General features: G+C 45.9%; 19 protein-coding genes and 3 rRNA genes. 9 read left to right on the top strand and 13 right to left on the bottom strand.

The features are described from left to right. Positions 1 to 214: 214 nt before the first annotated feature. From imuA to ACMCM8_RS16915, 3 genes are all read left to right on the top strand, one after another. Positions 215 to 901 carry a translesion DNA synthesis-associated protein ImuA gene (gene imuA / locus ACMCM8_RS16925; protein WP_412723757.1) on the top strand — a complete coding sequence of 229 codons (687 nt, stop codon included), beginning with the start codon at positions 215 to 217 and terminating at the stop codon, positions 899 to 901. A gap of 2 nt (positions 902 to 903) precedes the next feature. Beyond that, entirely contained in the window at positions 904 to 2,343 is a 1,440-nt protein-coding gene (locus ACMCM8_RS16920; RefSeq protein ID WP_412723755.1) for a Y-family DNA polymerase, read from the top strand. 79 nt (positions 2,344 to 2,422) lie between these two features. Continuing rightward, positions 2,423 to 5,497 (top strand): error-prone DNA polymerase, encoded by a 3,075-nt coding sequence (locus ACMCM8_RS16915; protein ID WP_412723753.1) that lies wholly within the window; start codon positions 2,423 to 2,425, stop codon positions 5,495 to 5,497. A gap of 302 nt (positions 5,498 to 5,799) precedes the next feature. On the opposite strand, the gene rrf is transcribed toward ACMCM8_RS16915, so the two are convergent. From rrf to ACMCM8_RS16900, 3 genes are all read right to left on the bottom strand, one after another. After that, positions 5,800 to 5,915 (bottom strand): 5S ribosomal RNA (rrf, locus tag ACMCM8_RS16910). 133 nt (positions 5,916 to 6,048) lie between these two features. Further along, a 23S ribosomal RNA gene (locus tag ACMCM8_RS16905) occupies positions 6,049 to 9,098 on the bottom strand. A 275-nt stretch (positions 9,099 to 9,373) separates the two neighbouring features. Further along, positions 9,374 to 10,906, bottom strand: a 16S ribosomal RNA gene (locus ACMCM8_RS16900). Together the 16S, 23S and 5S rRNA genes form the textbook arrangement of a ribosomal RNA operon. A gap of 609 nt (positions 10,907 to 11,515) precedes the next feature. On the opposite strand from ACMCM8_RS16900, the gene ACMCM8_RS16895 reads away from it, so the two are divergent. Beyond that, a complete protein-coding gene (locus ACMCM8_RS16895; protein ID WP_412723751.1) occupies positions 11,516 to 12,049 on the top strand; it encodes a gamma carbonic anhydrase family protein in 534 nt (177 codons plus the stop codon). Positions 12,050 to 12,137: 88 nt separating this feature from the next. On the opposite strand, the gene aroE is transcribed toward ACMCM8_RS16895, so the two are convergent. Next, positions 12,138 to 12,962, bottom strand: a complete 825-nt coding sequence (gene aroE, locus ACMCM8_RS16890) for a shikimate dehydrogenase (protein WP_412723749.1) — start codon at positions 12,960 to 12,962, stop codon at positions 12,138 to 12,140. Between aroE and ACMCM8_RS16885 the strand changes: the two genes are divergently transcribed. Continuing rightward, positions 12,961 to 13,389 (top strand): group II truncated hemoglobin, encoded by a 429-nt coding sequence (locus ACMCM8_RS16885; protein ID WP_412723747.1) that lies wholly within the window; start codon positions 12,961 to 12,963, stop codon positions 13,387 to 13,389. The genes aroE and ACMCM8_RS16885 overlap by 2 nt on opposite strands. Before the next feature lie 98 nt (positions 13,390 to 13,487). Here ACMCM8_RS16885 and ACMCM8_RS16880 read toward each other — a convergent pair whose 3' ends face one another. The 7 genes from ACMCM8_RS16880 to ACMCM8_RS16850 all read right to left on the bottom strand — a co-directional run bounded on the left by ACMCM8_RS16880 (position 13,488) and on the right by ACMCM8_RS16850 (position 19,240). Then, positions 13,488 to 14,162: an OmpW family outer membrane protein gene (locus ACMCM8_RS16880; RefSeq protein WP_412723745.1), complete on the bottom strand. Its 675-nt coding sequence runs from the start codon at positions 14,160 to 14,162 to the stop codon at positions 13,488 to 13,490. A 198-nt stretch (positions 14,163 to 14,360) separates the two neighbouring features. After that, positions 14,361 to 15,293 carry an oxygen-dependent coproporphyrinogen oxidase gene (hemF, locus tag ACMCM8_RS16875; protein WP_412723743.1) on the bottom strand — a complete coding sequence of 311 codons (933 nt, stop codon included), beginning with the start codon at positions 15,291 to 15,293 and terminating at the stop codon, positions 14,361 to 14,363. Continuing rightward, positions 15,290 to 15,895, bottom strand: coding sequence for a Sua5/YciO/YrdC/YwlC family protein (locus tag ACMCM8_RS16870; protein ID WP_412723741.1), 606 nt, complete (start codon positions 15,893 to 15,895; stop codon positions 15,290 to 15,292). Before ACMCM8_RS16870 ends, hemF begins: the two co-directional genes overlap by 4 nt. Positions 15,896 to 15,916: 21 nt before the next feature. Beyond that, positions 15,917 to 16,459: a DNA topoisomerase family protein gene (locus ACMCM8_RS16865; RefSeq protein WP_412723739.1), complete on the bottom strand. Its 543-nt coding sequence runs from the start codon at positions 16,457 to 16,459 to the stop codon at positions 15,917 to 15,919. A 72-nt stretch (positions 16,460 to 16,531) separates the two neighbouring features. Further along, entirely contained in the window at positions 16,532 to 17,008 is a 477-nt protein-coding gene (locus tag ACMCM8_RS16860) for a DUF494 family protein (protein WP_039228921.1), read from the bottom strand. A 1-nt stretch (position 17,009) separates the two neighbouring features. After that, the gene (gene dprA, locus ACMCM8_RS16855) at positions 17,010 to 18,119 is read right to left on the bottom strand and encodes a DNA-processing protein DprA (RefSeq protein WP_412723738.1); all 1,110 of its coding nucleotides are present in this window, start codon (positions 18,117 to 18,119) and stop codon (positions 17,010 to 17,012) included. 38 nt (positions 18,120 to 18,157) lie between these two features. Further along, positions 18,158 to 19,240 (bottom strand): LysM peptidoglycan-binding domain-containing protein, encoded by a 1,083-nt coding sequence (locus tag ACMCM8_RS16850; protein ID WP_412723737.1) that lies wholly within the window; start codon positions 19,238 to 19,240, stop codon positions 18,158 to 18,160. Positions 19,241 to 19,447: 207 nt separating this feature from the next. Between ACMCM8_RS16850 and def the strand changes: the two genes are divergently transcribed. The 4 genes from def (at position 19,448) to trkA (ending at position 23,698) form a co-directional block, all read left to right on the top strand. Continuing rightward, positions 19,448 to 19,957, top strand: coding sequence for a peptide deformylase (def, locus tag ACMCM8_RS16845; RefSeq protein WP_412723736.1), 510 nt, complete (start codon positions 19,448 to 19,450; stop codon positions 19,955 to 19,957). Positions 19,958 to 19,965: 8 nt separating this feature from the next. Next, positions 19,966 to 20,922 carry a methionyl-tRNA formyltransferase gene (gene fmt / locus ACMCM8_RS16840; RefSeq protein WP_412723735.1) on the top strand — a complete coding sequence of 319 codons (957 nt, stop codon included), beginning with the start codon at positions 19,966 to 19,968 and terminating at the stop codon, positions 20,920 to 20,922. Next, positions 20,919 to 22,244, top strand: a complete 1,326-nt coding sequence (gene rsmB, locus ACMCM8_RS16835) for a 16S rRNA (cytosine(967)-C(5))-methyltransferase RsmB (RefSeq protein WP_412723734.1) — start codon at positions 20,919 to 20,921, stop codon at positions 22,242 to 22,244. Before fmt ends, rsmB begins: the two co-directional genes overlap by 4 nt. Positions 22,245 to 22,318: 74 nt before the next feature. Further along, positions 22,319 to 23,698, top strand: a complete 1,380-nt coding sequence (gene trkA, locus ACMCM8_RS16830) for a Trk system potassium transporter TrkA (RefSeq protein ID WP_412723733.1) — start codon at positions 22,319 to 22,321, stop codon at positions 23,696 to 23,698. A gap of 90 nt (positions 23,699 to 23,788) precedes the next feature. Here the strand turns inward: trkA and ACMCM8_RS16825 are convergent, their stop codons facing one another. Together ACMCM8_RS16825 and elbB are read right to left on the bottom strand one after the other, a co-directional pair. Beyond that, a complete protein-coding gene (locus ACMCM8_RS16825) occupies positions 23,789 to 25,240 on the bottom strand; it encodes a TrkH family potassium uptake protein (protein ID WP_412723732.1) in 1,452 nt (483 codons plus the stop codon). 220 nt (positions 25,241 to 25,460) lie between these two features. Further along, positions 25,461 to 26,114: an isoprenoid biosynthesis glyoxalase ElbB gene (gene elbB, locus ACMCM8_RS16820; RefSeq protein WP_412723731.1), complete on the bottom strand. Its 654-nt coding sequence runs from the start codon at positions 26,112 to 26,114 to the stop codon at positions 25,461 to 25,463. Positions 26,115 to 26,169: the final 55 nt, after the last annotated feature.

Below are 26,169 nucleotides of genomic sequence, written 5' to 3'. Positions count from 1 at the left end.
GCTTTATAGGCAACTACATTTACGCTGCCCCTTCATATTAAGCATATAAGCCATCTTTAACAGATGGCTTTTTTACACTGTAAAAAGTAATCTCACAGCTTCCCTGTATTATCAATGGGTTAACTTTTCTCTTCATCTTAAGCGGGAGTTTGGGTTGAAAAGGGTCAACACTACACTATAATACTGTACATAAATACAGTTCATTTTGAGTGCCATGACCACATCACTGTCCGCAATAAACAGCCACCCGCATATATGGCGCGCTAGGCAACACAACACTAATGAAACTAAGTTTTCACTTGGTTTCCCGTCTTTAGATAAAGCCCTAAACGGTGGCGTCGCATCAACGGGACTGATACGAGTTTCATCACTCCTCGGTGTAGGCGAACTGACCCTGTTTAAACACGTATTGTGTAGTCAGCGTACGCATAAAATGGTGGTCTTCGTGAGTCCGCCGGGATATTTACAATCTCCATGGCTAACTAACCTAGGATTAGATCTTCAACAAATTCTCGTCGTCAATACTCACTCTGAGCAGGAGTCTCTATGGGCAGCAGAACAGTGCTTAAAAAGTACCGCCTGTCACTGCGTAGTGCTATGGAGTTCTCAAATTAGTGCGACACAAGCCCGGCGACTACAGGTAGCGGCTACACACAACGACGCATTGTGTTTGCTCTTCACCACAGAGAGGTACGCCTCAAAGGAAGCGCTGCCAGTGGCACTGGATATTGCGCTGCAGGCCCAGCATGACACACTGCGAGTACAGGTACGTAAACAGCGACATGGATGGCCTGTAGATAACATCACTGTTCAGCATCATTGGACCCCAGACAACCGGCCGATAAAGTGGGCTATGGCGCACAATAAGCTACAAGATCACATTCTCCACTCTGTGAGCTAATCATGTTGTGGCTGTATCTTCATTGCTATCAGCTCACGCTTGATGCTTACTTAAGGGAGGGCGATCCCTCGGGGAGTGCAGGCACCACGTTAGTTAAACAAAGCTCTCACCAAGCCGCAAATAATGCCGTAGTGGTGTACTGCAATAAACATAATCGCGTAATGCAATGCAACCACGATGCCCGCCAAGCGGGTATTGAAATAGGTTATGGTCTAGCCCAAACCGCAGCCCTCTGCCCTCATGTACACATTTTGCCGTTCTGTGAAGATGATGAGAAGAGCCTACTCACCCAACTGGCTCATCGACTTTATCCCCTGGCTTCCGATATCGTGCTTGAAAGTAGTAGTGGCTTAGCGGTAAGACTTGATAACTTAACCCATTACTACGGTGGACATCACGCACTATGGCAAACGCTTAAGCATGAACTACTGTCTACGCAAACCCACTTTAACTTCGCATCTGCCTGGTCTATTGAGGCAGCGAAAGTTCTCGCACTACACAAAGCCAATACGTATTTCGCTACGCCTGAAAAGATAAAACATACTCTGGCGTTGTGTTCACTTACCCTCACCGCACTGCCTTCAAAAATCATTGATGCACTGCTAAGAGTAGGAGTGCGTCACATCCACCAACTACTGAACATGCCAGTGCACGAGTTGGGAAGACGCTTTGACAACAACACGATTACCTACCTCACGGCTTTACGAGGTGAGGTAGTTCCCCGAGTAACCTTGTTCAGGCCATCGGCGCATTATGATAATGCGCTCGAGCTACCTTTTGAGATTGAAAGTGCCCAACACTTGTTGCCTTTTATTACTCGACAACTTGAGGATTTATCCCATTACCTGCGTGCCCGAAATCTCAATACCACTGCTGTCGTTATGCAAATCTGCTTTCGTGAAACAGATACGTTATCACTCACCATTCACTCAGCGCTCCCTCAGTCATCGACAAACAGCTGGCTGAGCTTAATCACGCTGAAAATAGAAAACCTCGTTTTACCCGCGCCCGCTGTCGGCATTGCACTTAAGTGCAATCAATTTGAAGACGTAGACGGTGATAGCCATGATTTTTTTTCCAACCGATTTAATGAAATTGCGCAAAAACAATTAATCGGCCGCCTCAACGCCAAACTAGGTGAAAGCAGTACCTTTCAGCCTAGCACAGTAGATAGTCATCAATTTGAATATATGACAACTCACATGGCAGCACAAACCAGCGCTTATGCCAGTGATGTAACACCCACTTTGATATTCGAAAAGCCCCAGCCCTTAACCCAAGCAACGCATATATGTTTTGGTCCTATTAGGTTAAACAGTGAATGGTGGCACAACACCTCCTATACCCGAGATTACTTTATCGCTCAAACAGAGCAAGGGGCACGTTTACTCGTCTTTAAAGATGAAGCCAGCAAGTGGTGGGCTTTGGGGGTATTTTGTTAGTAGCCCGTGGTAAAACAAAAATGAGCTCTATATGTGTGCGTCACACGCCGGTGTATAACGTAAAAATAGAGGCGATATTGTGAAGTACAGCGAGCTTTTTTGCCAAAGTCATTACAGCTTCCTTTGTGGCGCTTCTTCACCAGCAGAACTGGTTACCACTGCGGCTTTTCTCGGTTATGACGCCATTGCCATTACCGATGAATGTTCTGTCGCAGGTGTCGTTCGCGCCTATGACGAAATTACCCGACAACGCCTGCCCATCACCTTAATTGTAGGCAGTTACTTTGTCTTTGATAGCTCCCTTTCTTTCATCTTATTGTGCCCCGATAAGCAAGCATACAGCGAACTGTGCCGGATCATTACCAATGCAAGAAGACGCTCAGAAAAAGGGGAATACCAACTGGCAGAATGGGATCTGCGCACGCTTCGTCACTGCAAGTTTATTTGGCTTCCCACTGGAGACAAATCACAAGATACCCACTGGGCACTGTGGCTTCAAAAGCACCCGTTTATTGATGCTTACTTAGGTGCTCAACGCTTACTAGATGGGCGAGATCACCTGCGTTTTGCACACTACAATGACCTGCAAACCACATACTCCTTTCCCATCATTGCGTGTACCGGTGTATTAATGCACCACGCGCAAAGGCTGCCTTTACAACATGTGCTGCACGCAACACAACATCACACCACCGTACACAAGATAGGTCGAAAAGCACTGTGCAATGCAGAACGTGCATTGCGCCCTTTAGCAAAGATTAAAAAGCTTTACCCTGAAAAATGGATAGCTAATACCAATAACTTAGCCACGTCGTTCACTTTTTCCCTAGACGAACTGCGCTACCAGTACCCTGCTGAGCTTGTGCCTGACGGATACACGCCCACTCGTTATTTAAGGGAGCGAGTAGAAGCGGGCATAAAAATACGATTCCCTGAAGGACTGTCCAAAGAAATTCGGCAGATTATCGAAAAAGAACTTACCCTTATAGCTGAACAGGAATATGAATATTTCTTTCTGACTATTTATGACATTGTTCAGTTCGCTAAACGAGAAGGCATTTTGTATCAGGGGCGAGGCTCTGCAGCAAACTCGGTAGTGTGTTACTGTCTTGAAATCACCGCAGTCGATCCGCGTCAAATTAATGTGCTGTTTGAACGCTTCATATCAAAAGAGCGAAACGAGCCGCCGGATATCGATGTCGATTTTGAACATCAGCGGCGCGAAGAGATCATCCAATATATCTACCGCAAGTACGGCAGAGAGCGAACCGCTATTGCCGCGACCGTGATTTGTTATCGATTTAAATCGGCATTCAAAGACGTAGGTAAAGCCTTGGGATTCAGTGAGTCACAACTGAACTTTGTGGTTAAACAAATTAATCGAAGAGACAGTGTAATACCTTGGAAATCTCAACTGTCTTCCCTTGGCCTTGATCCTTCCGATACTCGTGTAGAACAACTTATTTCACTGACAGAATCGCTGTTAGGTACACCAAGGCATCTTTCACAGCACGTTGGCGGCTTTGTCATTAGCGCTGGCCCCCTGTATGACTTGGTTCCCATTGAAAACGCCGCGATGGAAGCGCGCACTATTATTCAATGGGATAAAGACGATATTGAAACGCTGGGTTTATTGAAAATAGATGTACTGGCACTAGGTATGTTAAGTGCGATAAGACGTACATTTCAACTTATTAATCAACACTACCCAGTGGAAATCAATATTCCCTTCATTACAAAGCTGGGTGACGATAAACAAGTTTTTGACATGATATGCAACGCTGACACAGTTGGTGTCTTTCAAATTGAATCTCGTGCGCAAATGTCGATGCTGCCAAGATTAAAACCACAATGTTACTACGATTTAGTCGTACAAATAGCGATTGTCCGTCCAGGACCTATACAAGGTGACATGGTTCACCCCTATCTTATTCGTCGCCACGGAAAACAGGTGATTACATACCCTTCACAAGAGGTTGAAAGTGTACTTTCTCGGACTATGGGTGTGCCCATATTCCAAGAGCAAGTTATTCAACTCGCTATGGTAGCAGCGGGGTTTAGCGGTGGAGAGGCAGACCAGTTACGCCGTGCAATGGCAAGCTGGAAGAAAGATGGACGTATATTCGAGTTCAGGGACAAACTGATTAAAGGTATGATTGAAAAAGGTTATGACAACACCTTTGCAGACAATCTCTTTGAACAGATTAAAGGGTTTTCTGGTTATGGGTTTCCAGAGTCTCACTCTGCATCATTTGCCGTATTGGCTTACGTTTCATGCTGGCTAAAATTTTACTTTCCTGTGGAGTTTTATATTGCCCTACTTAATAGCTGGCCCATGGGCTTTTACTCGCCATCCCAGTTAGTACAAGATGCCAAGAGGCACGGTATTCTCGTTTGCGCTCCCTGTATTAATGCTTCACAGGTAGAACATATTTTGGTAATCAAAGGTGCTGAAAAGCGAATTCAACTAGGCTTAACGATGATCAAAGGGCTGTGCGAGGCGTCGGCTACACATTTGATCAAGCACAGACCAATCAATGGATTTAGCAGTATTCACGAGATTCAACAACTCAATTTAAAACGCAGCGATTTGGCAGCACTCGCCAGTGCAAATGCGTTACGCTTAATAGCTGGAAATCGCTTTCAAACTCGTTGGCGTATAATGGATACTCAAACAAGTCTGCCGCTTTTCGATCAACAAGATAACTCAGACGAACTCAATATAACCCCAACTGAAACAGAGAACTTACTAGAAGATTATGCGTCCACGGGACTGTCATTGAATAATCACCCGATTGGACTGCTTAAAAAGCAACACGACCTTAAGGGAATTAGTTGGTCAAACACCCTCGCGGATAAGAAAAATAGGTCGCTAGTAAAAGTACTTGGCGCTGTAACGGGCAGACAAGCACCAAGTACAGCAGCTGGCGTGACTTTTCTCACCCTTGAAGATGACAAGGGCAATATCAATGTTGTGGTATGGCAAGCCACCGCGCGAGCGCAACAACAAACCTTTCTGAAAGCAAAATTACTGCAAGTGAATGGGGTAGTAGAATGCTCTAAAGAAGGCGTAGTGCATGTTATAGCAGGAAAATTAATTGATAGAACCAGTTGGCTTGATGCGATCACTATGCCTTCTAGAGACTTTCATTGATTAATGCATTGTAAGTGCGTATCAGAAGAAGTATTTACGAATAGGCAAAAACAAAAAACCCGCCGTTAGGCGGGTTTCTTTTATTAGGACCTGGCAGTGTCCTACTCTCACATGGGGGTAAGGAACGCTTCACCGTAGGTGCATGACGGATGCCTAATGGCATGCGGCAAGTGACGAACGGTTGAGCTCTGCGAGACCATGGGAATCCCCTTCGGGACGGTTGACCGCGGGAGTAGCACGTAAGTGCTAGTCCTTAAAACAAAAAACCCAGCTTTCGCTGGGTTCTTTGTTTTAGAATTGGGACCTGGCAGTGTCCTACTCTCACATGGGGAAACCCCACACTACCATCGGCGCTAATACGTTTCACTTCTGAGTTCGGAATGGAGTCAGGTGGTACCGTATCGCTATGGCTGCCAGGAAAAACTGGTAACAATCTAGAAAACTGGATATCAATTCAATCAGTGAGTAACTACTTTTCACTCTACTTGCGGCTCTTTTCAGAGCTTAGCTTGTCTACAACACTCAAAAGCCTAAAGCTTCTTGGGCGTTGTATGGTTAAGCCTCTCGGGCAATTAGTACAGGTTAGCTTAACGCCTTACAACGCTTCCACACCCTGCCTATCAACGTCATCGTCTATAACAACCCTTCCAGACCTTAAAGGTCAGGGATGACTCATCTTTGGGCCGGCTTCCCGCTTAGATGCTTTCAGCGGTTATCCGTTCCGAACGTAGCTACCGGGCAATGCCATTGGCATGACAACCCGAACACCAGCGGTTCGTCCACTCCGGTCCTCTCGTACTAGGAGCAGCTCCCATCAATCATCCAACGCCCACACCAGATAGGGACCGAACTGTCTCACGACGTTCTAAACCCAGCTCGCGTACCACTTTAAATGGCGAACAGCCATACCCTTGGGACCGACTTCAGCCCCAGGATGTGATGAGCCGACATCGAGGTGCCAAACACCGCCGTCGATATGAACTCTTGGGCGGTATCAGCCTGTTATCCCCGGAGTACCTTTTATCCGTTGAGCGATGGCCCTTCCATACAGAACCACCGGATCACTATGACCTACTTTCGTACCTGCTCGACGTGTCTGTCTCGCAGTTAAGCTAGCTTATGCCATTGCACTAACCTCACGATGTCCGACCGTGATTAGCTAACCTTCGTGCTCCTCCGTTACTATTTGGGAGGAGACCGCCCCAGTCAAACTACCCACCAGACACTGTCCACAATCCCGATAAGGGACCTATGTTAGAACATCAAACATACAAGGGTGGTATTTCAAGGACGGCTCCACATAATCTAGCGACCATGCTTCAAAGCCTCCCACCTATCCTACACATGTAGGTTCAATGTTCAGTGCCAAGCTGTAGTAAAGGTTCACGGGGTCTTTCCGTCTAGGTGCGGGTACACAGCATCTTCACTGCGATTTCAATTTCACTGAGTCTCGGGTGGAGACAGCGTGGCCATGGTTACACCATTCGTGCAGGTCGGAACTTACCCGACAAGGAATTTCGCTACCTTAGGACCGTTATAGTTACGGCCGCCGTTTACCGGGGCTTCGATCAAGAGCTTCGCTTACGCTAACCCCATCAATTAACCTTCCGGCACCGGGCAGGTGTCACACCCTATACGTCCTCTTACGAGTTTGCAGAGTGCTGTGTTTTTAATAAACAGTCCCAGCCACCTGGTCACTGCGGCCTCCATTTGCTTACCACGAGAAGTGTTCACAAACAGAGGCGTACCTTCTCCCGAAGTTACGGTACAATTTTGCCGAGTTCCTTCACCCGAGTTCTCTCAAGCGCCTTAGTATTCTCTACCTGACCACCTGTGTCGGTTTGGGGTACGGTTCATATAATCATAAGTTTAGAAGCTTTTCCTGGAAGCAGGGCATCAACAACTTCACCACCGTAGTGGCTCGTCTCGTGTCTCGACTTTGAAAAAAACCCGGATTTACCTAAGTTTTCAGCCTACACACTTTCACTTGGACAACCAACGCCAAGCTTGCCTAGCCTTCTCCGTCCCTCCATCACTGATTATATAAGTACGGAAATATTAATCCGTTTCCCATCGACTACGCATTTCTGCCTCGCCTTAGGGGCCGACTTACCCTGCCCTGATTAGCATGGGACAGGAAACCTTGGTCTTCCGGCGTGGGAGTTTTTCACTCCCATTATCGTTACTCATGTCAGCATTCGCACTTGTGATATGTCCAGCAAGCTTTACAACTCACCTTCATCCACTTACACAACGCTCCCCTACCCAGCATGTAAACATGCTGCCGCAGCTTCGGTATATTGCTTAGCCCCGTTACATCTTCCGCGCAGGCCGACTCGACTAGTGAGCTATTACGCTTTCTTTAAAGGGTGGCTGCTTCTAAGCCAACCTCCTAGCTGTCTGTGCCTTCCCACATCGTTTCCCACTTAGCAATATTTTGGGACCTTAGCTGGCGGTCTGGGTTGTTTCCCTCTCCACGACGGACGTTAGCACCCGCCGTGTGTCTCCCGGATAGTTCTCATTGGTATTCGGAGTTTGCAAAGGGTTGGTAAGTCGGGATGACCCCCTAGCCTTAACAGTGCTCTACCCCCAATGGAATTCGTCCGAGGCTCTACCTAAATAGATTTCGGGGAGAACCAGCTATCTCCCGGTTTGATTGGCCTTTCACCCCCAGCCACAAGTCATCCGCTAACTTTTCAACGTTAGTCGGTTCGGTCCTCCAGTTGATGTTACTCAACCTTCAACCTGCCCATGGCTAGATCACCGGGTTTCGGGTCTATACCTAGCAACTAAACGCGCAGTTAACACTCGCTTTCGCTACGGCTCCGTTATTCACTTAACCTTGCTACTAAATATAAGTCGCTGACCCATTATACAAAAGGTACGCAGTCACCCCATCACTAAATGTCCCGCTTGCCCTTGCGTTGCATCTTGTATCGTTTTTGACGCTTCCGTTTCTCACGTACTTTTATGTACGCTGCGAGACGGTTCGTAAAAAACGCACAACCTGCTTAGCAAGCGCTGCGCTACATCAGGTGAGCTTCTCACTGAGCGCCGAGGCACTTAGTGATGGGGCTCCCACTGCTTGTACGTATACGGTTTCAGGTTCTATTTCACTCCCCTCACAGGGGTTCTTTTCGCCTTTCCCTCACGGTACTGGTTCACTATCGGTCAGTTAGGAGTATTTAGCCTTGGAGGATGGTCCCCCCATATTCAGTCAAGATAACACGTGTCCCGACCTACTCGATTTCACTGTAAAGAACGCTTCGTGTACAGGGCTATCACCTTGTATCGCTCCTCTTCCCAAAGGATTCCACTACACTCTAAACAGCTTAAGGGCTGCTCCCCGTTCGCTCGCCGCTACTAGGGGAATCTCGGTTGATTTCTTTTCCTAAGGGTACTTAGATGTTTCAGTTCCCCTCGTTCGCCTCGTTACACTATGTATTCATGTAACGATACCTATAAATAGGTGGGTTTCCCCATTCGGACATCTGTGGTTCAAATGCATTTTGTCGGCTCACCACAGCTTTTCGCAGACTTACACGTCCTTCATCGCCTCTAACTGCCAAGGCATCCACCGTATACGCTTCGTCACTTAACCATACAACCCCAAACAGCCTTTTGACTTCTGCTCGAGTTACGCTGTATGAATGACAAGCTAATCGGAAGAATTGCCTTGCTATCAAATCATCGATTGATAACAAGCAATTCAGTCAAGTAGAGTAAAAAGTTCATCTTTCGATTTCTCAGTTACTCAATTTTGATTGATTACTATTAATATCAGCTTTCCAAATTGTTAAAGAACATAAGTGTTGTTCAATAAAAACAAGACTATCTGTGTAGGCACTGCATCAAGTGCGTCTTTCGACGTAATGGTAAGGAGGTGATCCAACCCCAGGTTCCCCTAGGGTTACCTTGTTACGACTTCACCCCAGTCATGAAACACAAAGTGGTAATCGTCCTCCCGAAGGTTAGACTAACTACTTCTTTTGCATCCCACTCCCATGGTGTGACGGGCGGTGTGTACAAGGCCCGGGAACGTATTCACCGCAGTATTCTGACCTGCGATTACTAGCGATTCCGACTTCATGGAGTCGAGTTGCAGACTCCAATCCGGACTACGACATTCTTTAAGGGGTCCGCTCCACATCACTGTCTCGCTTCCCTCTGTAAATGCCATTGTAGCACGTGTGTAGCCCTACACGTAAGGGCCATGATGACTTGACGTCGTCCCCACCTTCCTCCGGTTTGTCACCGGCAGTCTCCTTAGAGTGCCCAACCTAATGCTGGCAACTAAGGACAAGGGTTGCGCTCGTTGCGGGACTTAACCCAACATCTCACGACACGAGCTGACGACAGCCATGCAGCACCTGTGTCAGAGTTCCCGAAGGCACCAATCTATCTCTAGAAAGTTCTCTGCATGTCAAGTGTAGGTAAGGTTCTTCGCGTTGCATCGAATTAAACCACATGCTCCACCGCTTGTGCGGGCCCCCGTCAATTCATTTGAGTTTTAACCTTGCGGCCGTACTCCCCAGGCGGTCTACTTAGCGCGTTAGCTTCGCTACGCACGAATTAAATTCACACACAGCTAGTAGACAGCGTTTACGGTGTGGACTACCAGGGTATCTAATCCTGTTCGCTACCCACACTTTCGCACATGAGCGTCAGTCTTTGGCCAGGGAGTCGCCTTCGCCACTGATGTTCCTCCAGATATCTACGCATTTCACCGCTACACCTGGAATTCCACTCCCCTCTCCAAGACTCTAGTCTGCCAGTTCTAAATGACCATCCCAGGTTGAGCCCGGGGCTTTCACATCTAGCTTAACAAACCGCCTGCGTGCGCTTTACGCCCAGTAATTCCGATTAACGCTCGCACCCTCCGTATTACCGCGGCTGCTGGCACGGAGTTAGCCGGTGCTTCTTCTGTTGTTAACGTCACGGCTAGCAGGTATTAACTACTAACTTTTCCTCACAACTGAAAGTGCTTTACAACCCGAAGGCCTTCTTCACACACGCGGCATGGCTGCATCAGGGTTTCCCCCATTGTGCAATATTCCCCACTGCTGCCTCCCGTAGGAGTCTGGGCCGTGTCTCAGTCCCAGTGTGGCTGATCTTCCTCTCAGAACAGCTAGAGATCGTCGCCTTGGTGAGCCTTTACCTCACCAACTAGCTAATCTCACTTGGGCCTCTCTTTGCGCCGGAGCCTAAGCCCCGTTTGGTCCGAAGACATTATGCGGTATTAGCAGTCGTTTCCAACTGTTATCCCCCTCGCAAAGGCAAGTTCCCAAGCATTACTCACCCGTCCGCCACTCGTCATCTTCTAGCAAGCTAGAAATGTTACCGTTCGACTTGCATGTGTTAGGCCTGCCGCCAGCGTTCAATCTGAGCCATGATCAAACTCTTCAATTAAATATATCGAAATATGAATCGTCGTTGTGACACTCTTAACGAGTGCCCACACAGATTGTCTTGTCTAAATTTTTAAAGAACATTCACTCGAAGCCGTTGCTTCTTAGTGACTCACCCTGCTCGAGTGAGGTGCGCATTATACGCTGGAAGTTTTCGCTGTCAACACTTTTTGAAAAATTATTTTCTGAAGCGCCTCTTCTAAACTCCCGCCTTTACTGGCCTATAAAGGTAGTAGAGACTTACTCCAAGAGGCTTGCTGCTTTGCTTTACCCCCGAAGCGGATGCGCATTTTAGGGAATTGTGCGCTCACGTCAACACTTATTTTAAAAAAAGTGTAATATTGCGTTTGTTTGCTTAACAAATACCCACTTCGGCCAACAAACGCACTACTTTGTGGTTTCAGCATGATTCATCGAGTGCTTTACATCATTTGTTAAGACCTATTCAAACTCTGCCTTGCTTTTAATAACTATATAGAGGAAAGGTGTGCCGGTATTCTTAAATACCGTAAGTAGCGTGATAAAGTAAGTGACGTTACTATTACTCATTCATTATTCGATACTAAAAATAGTAGCACCATCTAAGTATCAATATAAAAGGAATAACACTTTGACCCTACGTACCTATAAATCTATAACCCCCACTCTTGGCGCTAACTGCTATGTAGACCCCTCAGCTGTTGTTGCAGGTGATGTAGAATTAGGTGAAGACGCGAGCATTTGGCCACTTGTCGCGGCAAGGGGCGATGTAAACAAAATCAGAATAGGTGCTCGTAGTAATGTACAAGACGGGTGCGTACTACACGTCACTCGCAAATCAGCACAAAACCCCGAAGGCTTCCCTTTAATTATTGGTGAAGATGTGACAGTGGGTCATAAGTGCATGCTGCACGGTTGTCAGCTTGGCAGTCGGATACTTGTTGGTATGGGCGCTATTATTATGGATGGCGTTATTGTAGAAGATGATGTGTTCATAGGTGCTGGCACATTAGTTCCTCCCAATAAACGTTTGGAAAGTGGTTATCTGTATGTTGGCAATCCTATGCAAAAGAAGCGCTCACTAAAAGACAGTGAAATGGCATTTCTAAAGCAATCGGCAATTAACTACGTCAATTTAAAAGACGAATATTTACAGGACGCCTAGTCCTCTATATTCAAAACGCCGTTTGTTTATTAGCGCGTGTTTAATCAGCGGCGCTGCCGGGCTATATTCCCAATAAAGCGCCGTGCCACTACCTCTTAATGATCTCTCGTACTTTGTTAACTACCTCAGCAGTGTCTGGCTTTGCGCCTGTCCATATAGTGAATGCAGCCGCTGCTTGTTCTACTAACATGCCCAACCCATCCAGACTTTTCTCTACACCTAACTTTGATGCCTCTTGCATAAAAGGTGTTGGAGAATTTTTATAAACCATGTCATAAACCGCTTCACATTTACTTAAGAAAGCTGCACTCATGTTGCATGGAAGTGCTCCATTTAAGCTTGCCGAGGTAGAGTTTATAATTATCTGTGGTGTAATCGAAGTCACATCTTCCAGGGTCATAACATCTATTTCGCTGTATTGGCTTTCTTTTGCCACTTGCTCAGCGCGGCTTAGTGTTCTATTCGCTATAGTGAGTTTATTAATACCGGCTGTAAATAGTGGTGATACTACGCCCCTTGCCGCACCACCAGCACCTAACAACAATACATGTTTATCTTTTAAGACCACTCCGTTATTAAGCAAATCATTCACCAAGCCTATACCGTCGGTATTAAAACCACTTACTTTTCCATCGGCTGTCTTCATCAGCGTATTTACGGCTTTCGCATCGTTTGCGGCGGCGTCATCTACATGAGCAAAGTTATAGGCATCTAACTTAAACGGCATGGTGACATTACACCCAATAGCTTCCTTCTGTGCGAAGAACGCTTTTGCTGCACCGACAAAACCCTCTTCTGGCGCGAGTATTTTTTCATAAGAAATGTCTTCGCCAACTTGTTGTGCAAACATTTGATGGATAGTTGGTGATAAACTCTGGGCAATAGGATTTCCGAATACAGCGAATTTTTTCATGGGAATACGAGACTTATTTAAAACAAAACAGAAAAGCGATGATGTCGAAAAGAGTACACCATATTATCGTATAGGTGGAGAAGAGAAAGTAAGGGCACTGGCCAATGCGTTCTACGACATCATGGAAACCGATCCTCTTGCCAGTGAATTATTGGCCATCCATCCACAACCACTCGATAGAATTAGACACGTTTTCTTTTTGTATTTGAGTTTGTGGTTAGGCGGACCCGATGATTTTCAAAAGCAGTTTGGTCACCCTCGCCTTCGCGCTAGACACCTGCCATTCACGGTAACGCCAGCATTAAAAGACCAATGGATGTATTGTATGCGCAAAGCCATGTTTAAAACGGTAGATGACATGGCATTGGCCCAGCAACTCCTGCTGGCTTTAGACCAACTAGCTGAGCATATGATCAATACCAAATAAAAGAGCGCGCCGTAAAGAAATCTCTATCGGCGCGCTAGTCCCCTGCTACTGTTTACGCTCTTGCTGGCGTATGAGTAGTGCATTCTAGAAGTGTATTCTTAAAAGGTGTAACCCACAGATATTGTGTAAACCCAAGGGTCAATTTCAATATCGCTAACCACACCGTCGGCTTCACCCACTTTGAATGACGCATCAGTATCGATATCAATAAAACGCACAGAAGCATTTACGTGCCATTTTTTGTCAACAATATAGTCCATCCCCACTTGAGCGGATAGCCCGAAGGAATTGTCGAGTGATAAATCACTCAGTCCTGCATTGCTATTAGCACCGGTAAACCCTTCATCAAAGAACAATGTGTAGTTAACACCTAAACCAACATAAGGCTGAAATGCTGAATTGGCGTCATTAAAGTAATAGTTGGCGGTTAATGTAGGTGGTAAGTGTGTTACTTCACCAAGTTGATTACCAGTGCCTAATGGATCATTTACTGAAAAATTCACATCGTGTTTAAAAGGCGTTGCGGCTAATAGTTCAATATTGATGTTGTCTGTTAAAAAGTAAGCGACATTAATGCCCAACTGAGTATTGTTGTCGACTGTCAGAGCAACACCTAAATCAGATCCACCAGCAATAATATTTGACGTTGATTCATCTGGTGCGACTGTAGTTAGACCACCGCGTACAATCCAGTCACCTTGCTGGTGAGCGTTTGCTAAAGGAGAAAGTGCAGCGAGGGTAAGGCAAATTGCTGAAAGAGTGTGTTTACGCATAGTGTGTCTCTCATGTGTTTAATTAAGATGTCGCCACTTTACGCCTTTGGAATAGTAAAATATTGATCCAGCGCAATGTTCATAAGTAACTGAATCGCAGTTACTTATACAAGTTGATGTAGATCAAAAAGAAACGCCGCAAACACAATGTTTACGGCGTCATTTAAAAATTGGGGGTAGATCTTTATATTGCGATAGCTACCATTGCGTAGGTTTAAGCCAGTCGCTCAACTTCGCTTCAGCACTACCAGGAGCTGGGGTGTAGCAGTATTCCCATCGTGCGAGCGGTGGCATTGACATTAATATAGATTCTGTTCGCCCACCAGTTTGCAATCCAAACAAAGTGCCTCTATCAAACACCAAGTTGAATTCCACATAGCGACCTCTGCGATACAATTGAAAATCGCGTTCGCGCTCACCATAAGGCATGTGTTTACGACGTTCGACAATAGGTACATAGGCGTCAATATAACCGTTACCCACCGCTTGCATAAACGCAAATGACTGCTCAAACCCCCACTCATTAAGATCATCAAAAAATAGACCGCCCACTCCGCGTGTTTCATTGCGGTGCTTTAGGAAGAAGTAATCATCACACCATTTTTTATACTTAGGATACACAGCGTCACCAAACGGTTGGCACAGTTTCTTAGCCGTCTCATGCCAATGCACCACATCCTCTTTAAATGGATAGAAAGGTGTGAGGTCAAATCCCCCTCCAAACCACCAAATTGGCGCTTCGCCTTCTTTTTCAGCAATAAAGAACCGCACATTGGCGTGTGAGGTTGGCACATAAGGGTTATGGGGGTGAATAACTAATGACACGCCCATAGCTTGGAAATTACGGCCCGCCAACTCTGGACGATTAGCGGTGGCTGAGGCTGGCATTTGACTGCCAAACACATGAGAGAAATTTACCCCGCCTTGCTCGATAACTGCGCCATTCTTTAGTACGCGTGAGCGGCCACCACCACCTTCTTCTCGCTGCCAGCTATCTTCGACAAACTGGCCTTTACCGTCTGCAAGCTCTAACGTTTGGCAAATAGTGTCTTGTAAATTAAGTAGGTATGTTTTTACTTGCTCAATAACGAAAGTGGCGTTTTTTCCGTCTAACAGTTCAGCTGAAATCATGCTCTAATTACCTCTGCGGTATCCCCATCACGTATAACACTCGGCTTCGACGCGCCACCAACTTCACCTTCTACATAAACAACCGAGTCGCCAAAAACCGCTTTAGCTTCTTGTAACGTGGTAGCTGGCAGTTGACCGGTGAGGTTTGCACTGGTAGACACAATGGGCTTCTGCAGTCGATTACACAACTCAATCACTACAGGGTGATTAGTTACACGCACCGCTATCTTACTGTGATGACCAGTAAGCCAATTTGGGGCTGCGTCTGACTTTGGCAATAACCAGGTATTCGGTCCAGGCCAACTTGAGAAAATATCGGTTCGTCGGTCTGGCCGAATAGCGTTATCATTTACATAGGGCAGTAGTTGACTATAAGTAGCCGCAATCAAAATAACGCCTTTTTCAACAGGTCGTTGTTTAATCTTTAAAAGCGCATTTACTGCTTCTTCGTTATCCGGGTCGCAGCCAATACCCATCACCGCTTCTGTGGGGTATACCAAAAGTTGCCCATTCTCAAAAGCACTAATGAGCGGGTCGTTTGCAGACGAGTTCGCCTCAACGGGGGTAAACGTGTTTACGTTCCCATTTAGGTAGTCAGACATCTTATACTCTCTAAGCAAGGATTATTTTTTGAAGCCACATGAAGGTTGAGGACATTGGAGTTGCCCTTTTTTCTCTATCAACACTCCCCACCCGCACTCTGGACAGGCTTCGTTCACTGGGGTGAAATTTAGCACATATCGGCAATGGGGATAATGGTTGCAGGCAAAAAACTGTTTTCCATATTTATTGGTTCGCGATATCAAGTGCCCTTTTTTACATTTTGGGCAGTCAACCAACGTGTCTTCTTGTTGCTTGATTGGTGCGATGTAGTGACAATCGGGGAAATTCGTACACCCTATAAACATGCCAAATCGACCTTTTTTAATCGCCAATTCTCCACCGCATTTGGGGCAAGTTACCCCTTCAAGTGTTTTAAGAAGTGTCGTCTGTTTATCATGCAGAGGTTTGCTGAAACTGCACTCTGGGTAACCTGTACATCCGATGAAAGGGCCGGATTTACTATTCTTAATATGAAGTGGCTTCCCGCACTCTGGGCAGTCACCAAAGTCATCATCAAGAGCATGTTCGTGAGCGGTAAATAAAGAATGGTCTATTTTTGACATAACAACCCTAAGCGCACTGCATCGACACAGTACGCTCAATAAAACTCATCGCCTGCTGAATAACTATAAGCATTAATGCAGGACGCCATCGGGCTCTTCAAACAACAAGTCTTCCATTTGGGCATAGGCTTTTTCCTTTCCTGGTACATTAAACAATACCATTAGCACCACCCATTTTAAGTCTTCTAAACAAAACTCGTTTGAATCAATTTCCATAACGCGATCGATCACCATTTCTCGCGTCGAGGCATCAAGTACATTCACTTGCTCCAGAAACATCAAAAACCCACGGCATTCTACATCCAGCCGCATTTGCTCTTCTCGGGTGTAAATGCGGCTTAAGCTAGTACTTATTCCCTTACAAAAATAAGGCTTGATATCCGTTTCTTGCAGTGCCGCTAACTTTTCTAACCATGCGAGGGCTTTGTATATTTCATCGTGATGGAAACCGGCGCGCACAAGCTCTTCCGTTAACTCATCTTGGTCAACGCGAATTTCCGTTTCACTATGAATGAAATTTTCGAACAGATACATGAGGATATCGAACATTTTATTTTCCCCTCAATTTAACGTAACCACCAGGGACAGCGGCTACCAAACCACGCAATTCATATTCTAATAATGAGGCCATTGCTTGAGATACAGTTATGGCATTGCGCTGGGCTATAACATCAATAGCGGTGATGTCATAATCCACACTAGCTAATAATTTATCGGTTGCCAAGCTATTCACTTCACTTTTTTCTTTTTCATTGTCAACATTAATTGGTATAGAGTTTGGCTCAATACCTAACTCTTCTAAGACGTCGTTTACATTAGTAACTAATTTTGCGCCTTGTTGGATTAACCAATGACAACCTTCGGCATAGGAATGGAATATACTACCGGGCACCGCAAAAACTTCTTTCCCTAGATCTGCGGCCAAATTTGCTGTTATCAAGGTGCCGCTTTTAATTTTTGCTTCAACGACCAGTGTTCCCAATGAAAGTGCAGCAATAATTCGATTTCGGCGAGGAAAGTGCCAAGACCTTGGACCTTGCCCGGGGAAAAACTCAGAAACAATCGCGCCTCCCTGTGCTGCGATAGCCTCATCAAGCGGTATATGTTGAACTGGATATACCTTATCCGGCCCTGTTCCAACTACGGCAAGGGTTTTTCCCTCTCCCTCCAGTCCTCCGCGGTGACCTGCACTATCAATCCCCACTGCAAGACCGCTTGTCACTGTGACGCCGCAAACAGAAAGCTGGCGAGCGAGGTCTTGCGCGATACGCTTCCCCTGAATACTAGCTCTACGGCTTCCCACTATAGCCAGCTGTGGTTTATTCAGAAGTGAATAACGACCTTTTACAAAGAGTACTAGTGGTGGGCTATCTAGCTGCTTCAACGTCTCTGGGTAGTGAACTGAATCATAAGTAATAATGGCATGATTACTCCCTTTTTCAGCCCATCCATATGCTTTGGTAACTAAAGAGGGGGAAATCTGTTGTCGTAACTCTTCTAAACGTTGAGACCCAGAAAAGTTGTCATCTACTAACTGCGTAGCCGTCACCCCATATAGCTCCAACGCTTCAAGCCAATATTTACTTGCGACCCCCTGAGCCGACGCCATTAGTACCCAAGGAGAAATGGCTTGTGAGAAAGCATGAGAATTTTTTTGCATTGCCGCTCCTATACGTAGCAGCAACACACAATGTTTCGTTAGGGGTGCGCTACGATGAAGCCACGCTTTATCCCTTCATTAGATCGTGTGATCAATCCATAGCTTGCCGCTTGAAAGGTTTTAATGATGATCACTTCCCCTACTTTCATCGCGGGTTGAGCGACCGTATCTGTAAACCATTCTCCACCGTATTGTACACCGGGTTCATCAACGTAACGGGGAGCACCATCATCGATAATGGCAGGGCCTTGTAGATATATGCCCAACACCATACCAGGATGTACGTCTTCCTTCCCTAAATCGAGAATGGCCACATCGTATTTACCGAGAAGGTCGTGATCGTGTAAATCACCAACAATGGCTCCACGCTGTGTTGTTGCGGGAACCAATTCAATGCTCTCTGGAAACTCAAATCCCCCGCTTGCGATTTTATCGCCTCGCTTGGCTTCTTGATTCGCTTCGTCGATGAACAAAAGCATCGCATCGTCCTGACGCGCGTTAGTTATCACTGAAGCTGAGGATATATGTGTTACTTGCACGCCAAGGACTTTCTCATTTAGGTCTTTTATCGTAGCGTGCTTCCTGACTATCTGATACTGGCTTTGAGGACTGAAACTTGGTTGACTTAGAACAAAATCATCAGAAGCAAAACGAATGTTTCCCTCATGATTTCCGAGAACTTGAGGCAATGCATCGTATGCTTCCTGCGATAGGAAAGTATGTTGTTTAGTAAAAGGCGCAATAGCATTCCACGCCAAAATATTGATAGGAACAGACTTTTCCCTTTTCCCAATTGTCGGTGATAGGACTAATTTTGGTTTATCCCGCTTAATGGAAAGCGTAGCTTTGCCATTAACGATACTGACGACAATAATATCACCTGGATATATTAAATGAGGGTTAGCGATTTGCGTGTTGGTTCGCCATAACTCAGGCCATAGCCAAGGCTCATCCAGAAAGAGATTGGCAATCCCCCACAACGTATCGCCGTTTTTCACAACATAAGACTGGGGCGCTGTGTCTTTAATTTCCACCGCGGCTCCTGGCAGCGTCAATAGAAGACAAATGGATAGCATCACAACTCGGCATACGTATTCTAATCGTTTATTCAAATCAGCCACCTGTAAAAAATTCACTGTCTTTAATTGTTGCTTTTTCAGACAATAACGCCATATAGATATAATCTGGTATTGAAGAAGCTTTCGCTTAAAAAACTGCGCGAAAGCCCGTGATATACGTTAGAATAGTAACTTAACACGCACTGTAAAGTGTGCTGGTAATTAGATCGTATATGAATTTATACAGCGAAAAGGTGAAGTAAGCGAGTAATGGCAATTTTAGACGTATTAAGTTTTCCCGATGAACGCCTTCGCACGGTAGCTAAGCCGGTCGAAGAGGTGAATGACGAAATCAAACAATTGGTGTCGGACATGTTCGAAACCATGAAGGATGAGAAAGGTATTGGCCTTGCTGCTACGCAGGTTAATCGCCATGTACAGGTTGTTGTCATGGACGTGTCGGAAGATCAGGACGAGCCACGCGTATTCATTAACCCTGAAATAACCCGTAAAGAAGGCGTAACCATTAGTGAAGAAGGCTGCTTATCTGTTCCCGGCAACTACGCCAAAGTAGAGCGTGCAGAATCTATTACTGTGAGCGCGCTTGATGAAAATGGAAAGTCTTTTGAACTTGATGCTGTCGGTCTATTGGCTATTTGCATCCAGCATGAACTAGACCATTTAAAAGGTAAGCTTTTCATTGATTACCTTTCTCCCCTGAAGCGTCAACGCATTCGAAAGAAGCTTGAAAAAGAAGCGCGATTAGCCGCTAAAGCGTAAGGAACATTGTGACAGCTCCCCTTAAAGTAATATTTGCTGGCACGCCTGACTTCGCCGCAAAACACCTGTCAGCGTTGCTTACCAGTAACCATGACATTGTTGCCGTGTACACGCAACCAGACAGACCAGCAGGTCGAGGAAAGAAGTTAACAGCGAGTCCTGTCAAAGTGCTCGCCGAGCAACATCAAATCCCTGTTTTCCAACCTGAATCATTAAAAAATGAAGACGCGCAAGAAACCCTTGCCGCACTTCATGCCGATATAATGGTTGTTGTTGCCTATGGCCTGCTGCTCCCTACCGCCGTGCTTAACGCCCCAAAGTTGGGTTGTATTAACGTGCATGGTTCAATTTTGCCCAAATGGCGCGGTGCCGCGCCAATCCAACGGTCGATTTGGGCCGGTGATACCCAAACAGGTGTCACTATCATGCAAATGGATGAGGGGTTAGATACTGGCGATATGCTACATGTAGCCACGCTACCTATAACGCCCAGTGACACTAGCGCTACGCTCTATGACAAACTGGCAGAGCTGGGGCCTGAAGCCTTGGTTGAAGTACTCGACAATATTGAAAATTATCCCCCTCAAAAACAAGACGATACGCTAGCTAGCTATGCTAAAAAGCTGTCAAAAGAGGAAGCGCTTATTAATTGGCAGGATGACGCTGAGCAAATCGAGAGAAACATTCGCGCGTTTAATCCGTGGCCTGTTGCATGGATGAAGGTCGACGATCAAAATGTAAAAGTTTGGGCTGCTGAAGTCGTTCCCCTTGACCAGCAGGCAAAGCCAGGGACTATTGTCAGAGCAAACAAAGAAGGCATTACTGTAGCAACGGGTAAACAGGCATTACGTATAACCGTACTGCAAATTCCCGGTAAAAAAGCACTACCTGCAGCGGATGTAATCAACGCCCGTCAAACGTGGTTTGAAGTAGGTCGCAGCCTGACACAAGTGAACAATTCGTGAATCCATTCCCCCTTCCTAAGCAGAAAAATTTACGCGCCGATTGTGCATGGGTTATTTACCAAATACTTGAACAAGGTAAGTCTTCTCGTGAGTGTTTAGAGCGTGTTCAAAGACGTCATAATGCCCGTGACAATGGGTGGATCCAGGAAATGTCTTTAGGGGTCATGCGTCGCTTGCCGCTTTTGCAGTATTGGCTTAGAACCCTTTTAGATAGGCCGTTAAAGGGAAATAAAAAGGTTATTGAACACTTAATACTATTGGGACTTTATCAGTTACAATTTTCCAGAGTGAGTCAGCACGCCGCCGTAGGAGAGACCGTCGCGGCAGCCTCCTACTTAGGAGGTGCTGGTTTAAAAGGGCTGGTCAACGCTGTATTACGCAATTTCCAAAGAGATAACGTTGGCGATAAGCCAATAGACAACCCGATTATTGAAAGTGGTTTACCCAAATGGCTTTATAACGCCATCGAGCAAAGCTACGCTGACAAGGCCGAAGCTGTGCGCGAGGCGACAAATGCTATGGCGCCTATTTGGCTTCGTGTAAACCGCCAGCAAATTAGCCTTAGCAGCTACACCCAATTGTTGGACGAGGCACAGGTAGGCTATACCCTTAGTACGTCTCATCCCGATGGTTTAATACTCGAACAACGACAAGAAATTACAGCATTACCCGGTTTCGAGAAGGGCTATTTCGCGGTGCAGGATGGTGCAGCTCAGTTAGCCGCTCACTTATTGGGCGCTCAACCGGGTGATCGCGTACTCGATTGTTGCGCGGCTCCAGGCGGTAAAACTGGTCATATAGCTGAAGTCACTCCACAACTGGACTATCTACTCGCTTTAGATGCCGATGAAAGTCGCCTCAAGCGAGTGAAAGAAAATATGATCCGCTTAAAACACAGCGTCGATATCAAACAGGGTGATGCTGCTAATCCATCCACATGGTGGGACGGTGTACCTTTTGACAAGATCCTCCTCGATGCACCGTGTTCAGCTACAGGGGTTATTCGCAGGCACCCAGATATCCGCTGGTTACGCAAAGCCAGTGATATCGACAAGCTCGCCACGTTGCAGCGAGATATTCTCGACGCCCTGTGGGCAACGTTAAAACCTGGTGGCACTTTGTTGTACGCTACCTGCTCAATATTGCCGCAAGAAAATAAACTGCAGATAAGCCAGTTTTTAAACGATACTCCTGACGCACAATTACTTCCTGTGATTAAAACTGAAACCCGTGAATCTCCAGGACGTCAAATACTTCCAGGTGAAGCACAAATGGATGGTTTCTATTATGCGAGGCTGGTAAAGTCGGACAAAAGTGTTTGAATGACATGGTAATAAGCGCTTTTTAGCTGCTGATTAGGCGTGCATTACAATAAATAGCAAGGCATAAAATCACGATGAAGATCATCATTTTGGGTGCAGGACAAGTGGGTGGAACCCTCGCAGAGAATTTAGTCGGTGAAAATAACGAGATAACCGTAATCGATTCGGATCCAAACATTCTTCGCGCCTTACAGGATAGATTGGACTTACAAGTCGTTACCGGTGTCGGCTCTCATCCTGACGTACTGCGAAAAGCCGGTGCTGAAGACGCTGACATGCTCATTGCCGTTACCAATAGTGATGAAAGTAATATGCTTGCGTGTCAGGTGGCATATAGCTTATTTAAAACGCCCACCAAAATTGCTCGGGTTCGTTCTGAGCAGTACATCATTTACCAAGAACAACTTTACAAGCAACAGGATATACCTGTTGATCACATTATTGCGCCGGAACAACTTGTCACCAAAGCAATTAAGCGACTCATTGATTATCCTGGGGCGTTGCAGGTAGTAGAATTTGCCGATGGGAAAGCCAGCCTGGTTGCAGTAAAAGCCTACTACGGCGGTCTGCTAGTTGGTCATGCGTTGTCTGCGCTTAAAGATCACATGCCAAACGTGGAGACCCGTGTAGCCGCTATCTATCGCCGAGGGCGCCCCATTCGCCCATTGGGCACTACGGTTATCGAAGCCGACGATGAAGTATTCTTTATTGCAGCAACCAAACACATTCGCGCGGTAATGAGTGAGCTACAAAAGCTCGAATCCAGTTACAAGCGAATAATGATAGCGGGTGGTGGTCTTATTGGCGCTGGGTTGGCAAAACAACTTGAGCACAATCACAACGTAAAACTTATTGAATACAGTCCAGAACGCGCAAAATACCTCTCAGCCCACTTGGATAAAACAATTGTATTTAGTGGCGATGCATCTGATCCTGAACTGCTTAGCGAAGAAAATGTTGAACAGGTTGATGCGTTTATAGCTGTGACTAACGACGATGAAGCCAATATCATGTCGGCCATGTTGGCTAAACGTATGGGCGCACAAAAAGCCATGGTGCTCATACAGCGCAGTGCATATGTAGACTTAGTTCAAGGCGGGGAAATAGATATCGCTTTTTCTCCCCAACAAGCAACCATTTCAGCGTTGCTTACTCACGTTCGCCGAGGAGATATTGTAAACGTATATTCACTGCGCCGAGGAGCGGCAGAAGCTATTGAAGCCATCGCTCACGGTGACGAAAACACATCAAAGGTGGTAGGCAAACAAATTATAGATATTAAATTGCCCCCTGGTACCACCATTGGCGCAATTGTACGTGACGACCAAGTGATTATTGCCCATAAAGACACCAAGATTGAAGCCAACGATCACGTTATCTTGTTCTTAGTGGATAAAAAATACATTAATGACGTAGAAAAGCTCTTCCAACCCAGTGCGTTCTTTTTTGGGTAAATGAATTGCAACTCTGCCCTCAAGCGAAGAAGCACAGACAACAGCGTTTTAACTGCTACTTGCGTTTCTGTGCAATAACGCTGTAGAGGGCTAGCTTCGCCAAAAGGTGGGTGAAAAGAGTACCAACAACGAGAATACCTCTAACCGACCGAATACCATCGCGACTACCAATATCCATTTCCCTGAATCAGTCACATCTGCATAGTTTGCCGCTACGCTACCTAGACCAGGACCGAGGTTGTTAAGCATTGCTGCAGTGGCGGTAAAGGCACTTAAATTATCAAGCCCAGTCGCAATCAAGCCAATCATGATAATTACAAATACCACGGCGTAGGCTGAGAAGAACCCCCACACAGCCTCAACCACTTTATCTGGCATTGCTCTATCACCAAATTTTACGCTGTATACCGCTTTTGGATGAATGAGGCGGTCAACTTCCCGTTTTCCTTGAAGAAAGAGCAGGCAAATCCTGACAACTTTTAAACCTCCACCAGTAGAGCCTGCACACCCGCCAATAAAACTTGAAAAGATCAAGATGATAGGCAAGAAAGTGGGCCAAACTGAAAAGTCGGTAGTAGCAAAACCCGCTGTAGTACTTATTGAAACGGCTTGGATCATAGCCTGGTCGAGTGCTTGTTCCGCTGAACTGTAATAGCCTGATAAGGTAAGAACCAGAAAACAAATGCCAATCAACGATGCCTGAATGATAAAGAACGCTTTAAATTCAGGATCATTAAAATAACCTTTCACCGTACGTGAACTTACCGCAGCATAGTGAAGTGAGAAATTAAGCGCGGCGATCAACAAAAATACAGTACAAATAATATTTACCATTGGGCTGTTAAAATAGCCTAAGCTCGCATCGTGATTCGAGAAACCACCAATTGCCACGGTAGAAAACGCATGGCAAATAGCATCGAATACATTCATTCCTGCAAGCCAATAGGCCCCCGCACATGCAATGGTAATAGAAAGGTAGATATACCAAAGATGTTTCGCGGTATCAGCAATACGCGGGGTCATTTTATTGTCTTTCACCGGCCCGGGCGTTTCAGCGCGATAAAGCTGCATCCCCCCTACTCCTAAGATAGGCAAAATCGCAACCGCCAAAACAATGATACCCATCCCACCTAACCACTGCAGCTGTTGGCGATAGAACTGTACAGAATGAGGGAGAAAGTCGATACCTTCAATTACCGTTGCGCCAGTCGTAGTCAGGCCTGAAAAGGACTCAAAAAAGGCGTCTGTTACCGACATACTGGGTTGCTCAAGCAAGATAAGCGGAATGGCGCCCACACTGGCAAGTACTGTCCAAAACAACGCGACAATGAGAAAGCCTTCTCGCGCCCTCAAGTCATTTTTTTCTGCCCTATTGGGATACCACAGGACCATACCGCCTATCACACATAAAATAAATGCCAAGGTAAACGGAAGACCACTGCCATCTTCATACAATAACGAAACAATGGCGGGCGGGATCATGGTAACGCTGAACAGCGCAATAAGTAGCCCGAGTATTCGAATGATGGCACGGTAGTGCATAGTTGGTGTTGCCTTTCTTTTTATAATGGCGCAGTTTTTGGTGTGCCTGTAAATAACCTATCACACACTGAATTGAATAAGTGCGCTAACCTTGCCTAGCGAGTTGGTCTATTTACATCGCGTATAGGATTTTGATTATAGGACTATAATCAAGGTGGGGAAACCTTTGTCTCCCCACAATATTTACGTTAATTCATTAAATCCCATTTATGTAAAATGTTTATTTCATTGCTAAAACGGTATTGACCATCTTACTGATACTGTCATGCGCCTGTGAGATATTTTCAGCAAGCATATAGGCTGGAGTGGTGACAAGTTTGCGTTCGTTATCGACAACCACATCGTCTACGACACAATTCACATGAGTAGCGCCCAGTGCATTTAATCCGTTCGCCGTAGCGTCGTCGTTTCCAATCGTCAGTTTGACATGGTTACCGTATACTTTAGCGGCTAGCGCAGGTGCTATGCAGGCGTAGGCTGCGGGCTTCTTATTGCGGGCAAATGACTTGCACACGCTAAGCACGTCATTATTAAAGGTGCACTTATCGCCATCAACTGCAAAAGTACACAAGTTTTTAGCTACACCAAAGCCGCCTGGTACGATAAGGACATCAAAAGCATTAACATCACACTCAGTAACTGGCTTAATATTGCCCCTTGCAATTCGTGCTGACTCTACTAAAACATTGCGCGTTTCGCCCTCAGCGACTTCTCCAGTTAGGTGATTAACAACATGCAGTTGCGCTATATCAGGTGCAAAGCATTGATATGCAGCGCCAGCTTTTTCTATCGCAAGAAGCGTTAACACTGCTTCGTGCAATTCAGCACCATCATACACACCGCTACCACTTAAAATTACTGCTACTTGCTTCATATTGCCCTCCCAGACGGCATACCATCTACTTATTCAAATTTTGGCTATTAAACAT

Origin of the sequence: Alteromonas sp. D210916BOD_24 (assembly GCF_047159385.1) — a bacterium.
In the GTDB taxonomy this organism is placed as follows: domain Bacteria; phylum Pseudomonadota; class Gammaproteobacteria; order Enterobacterales; family Alteromonadaceae; genus Alteromonas.
Note: the sequence above shows the minus strand (reverse complement) of the source record. Positions and strands in the feature narration are given on the sequence as shown.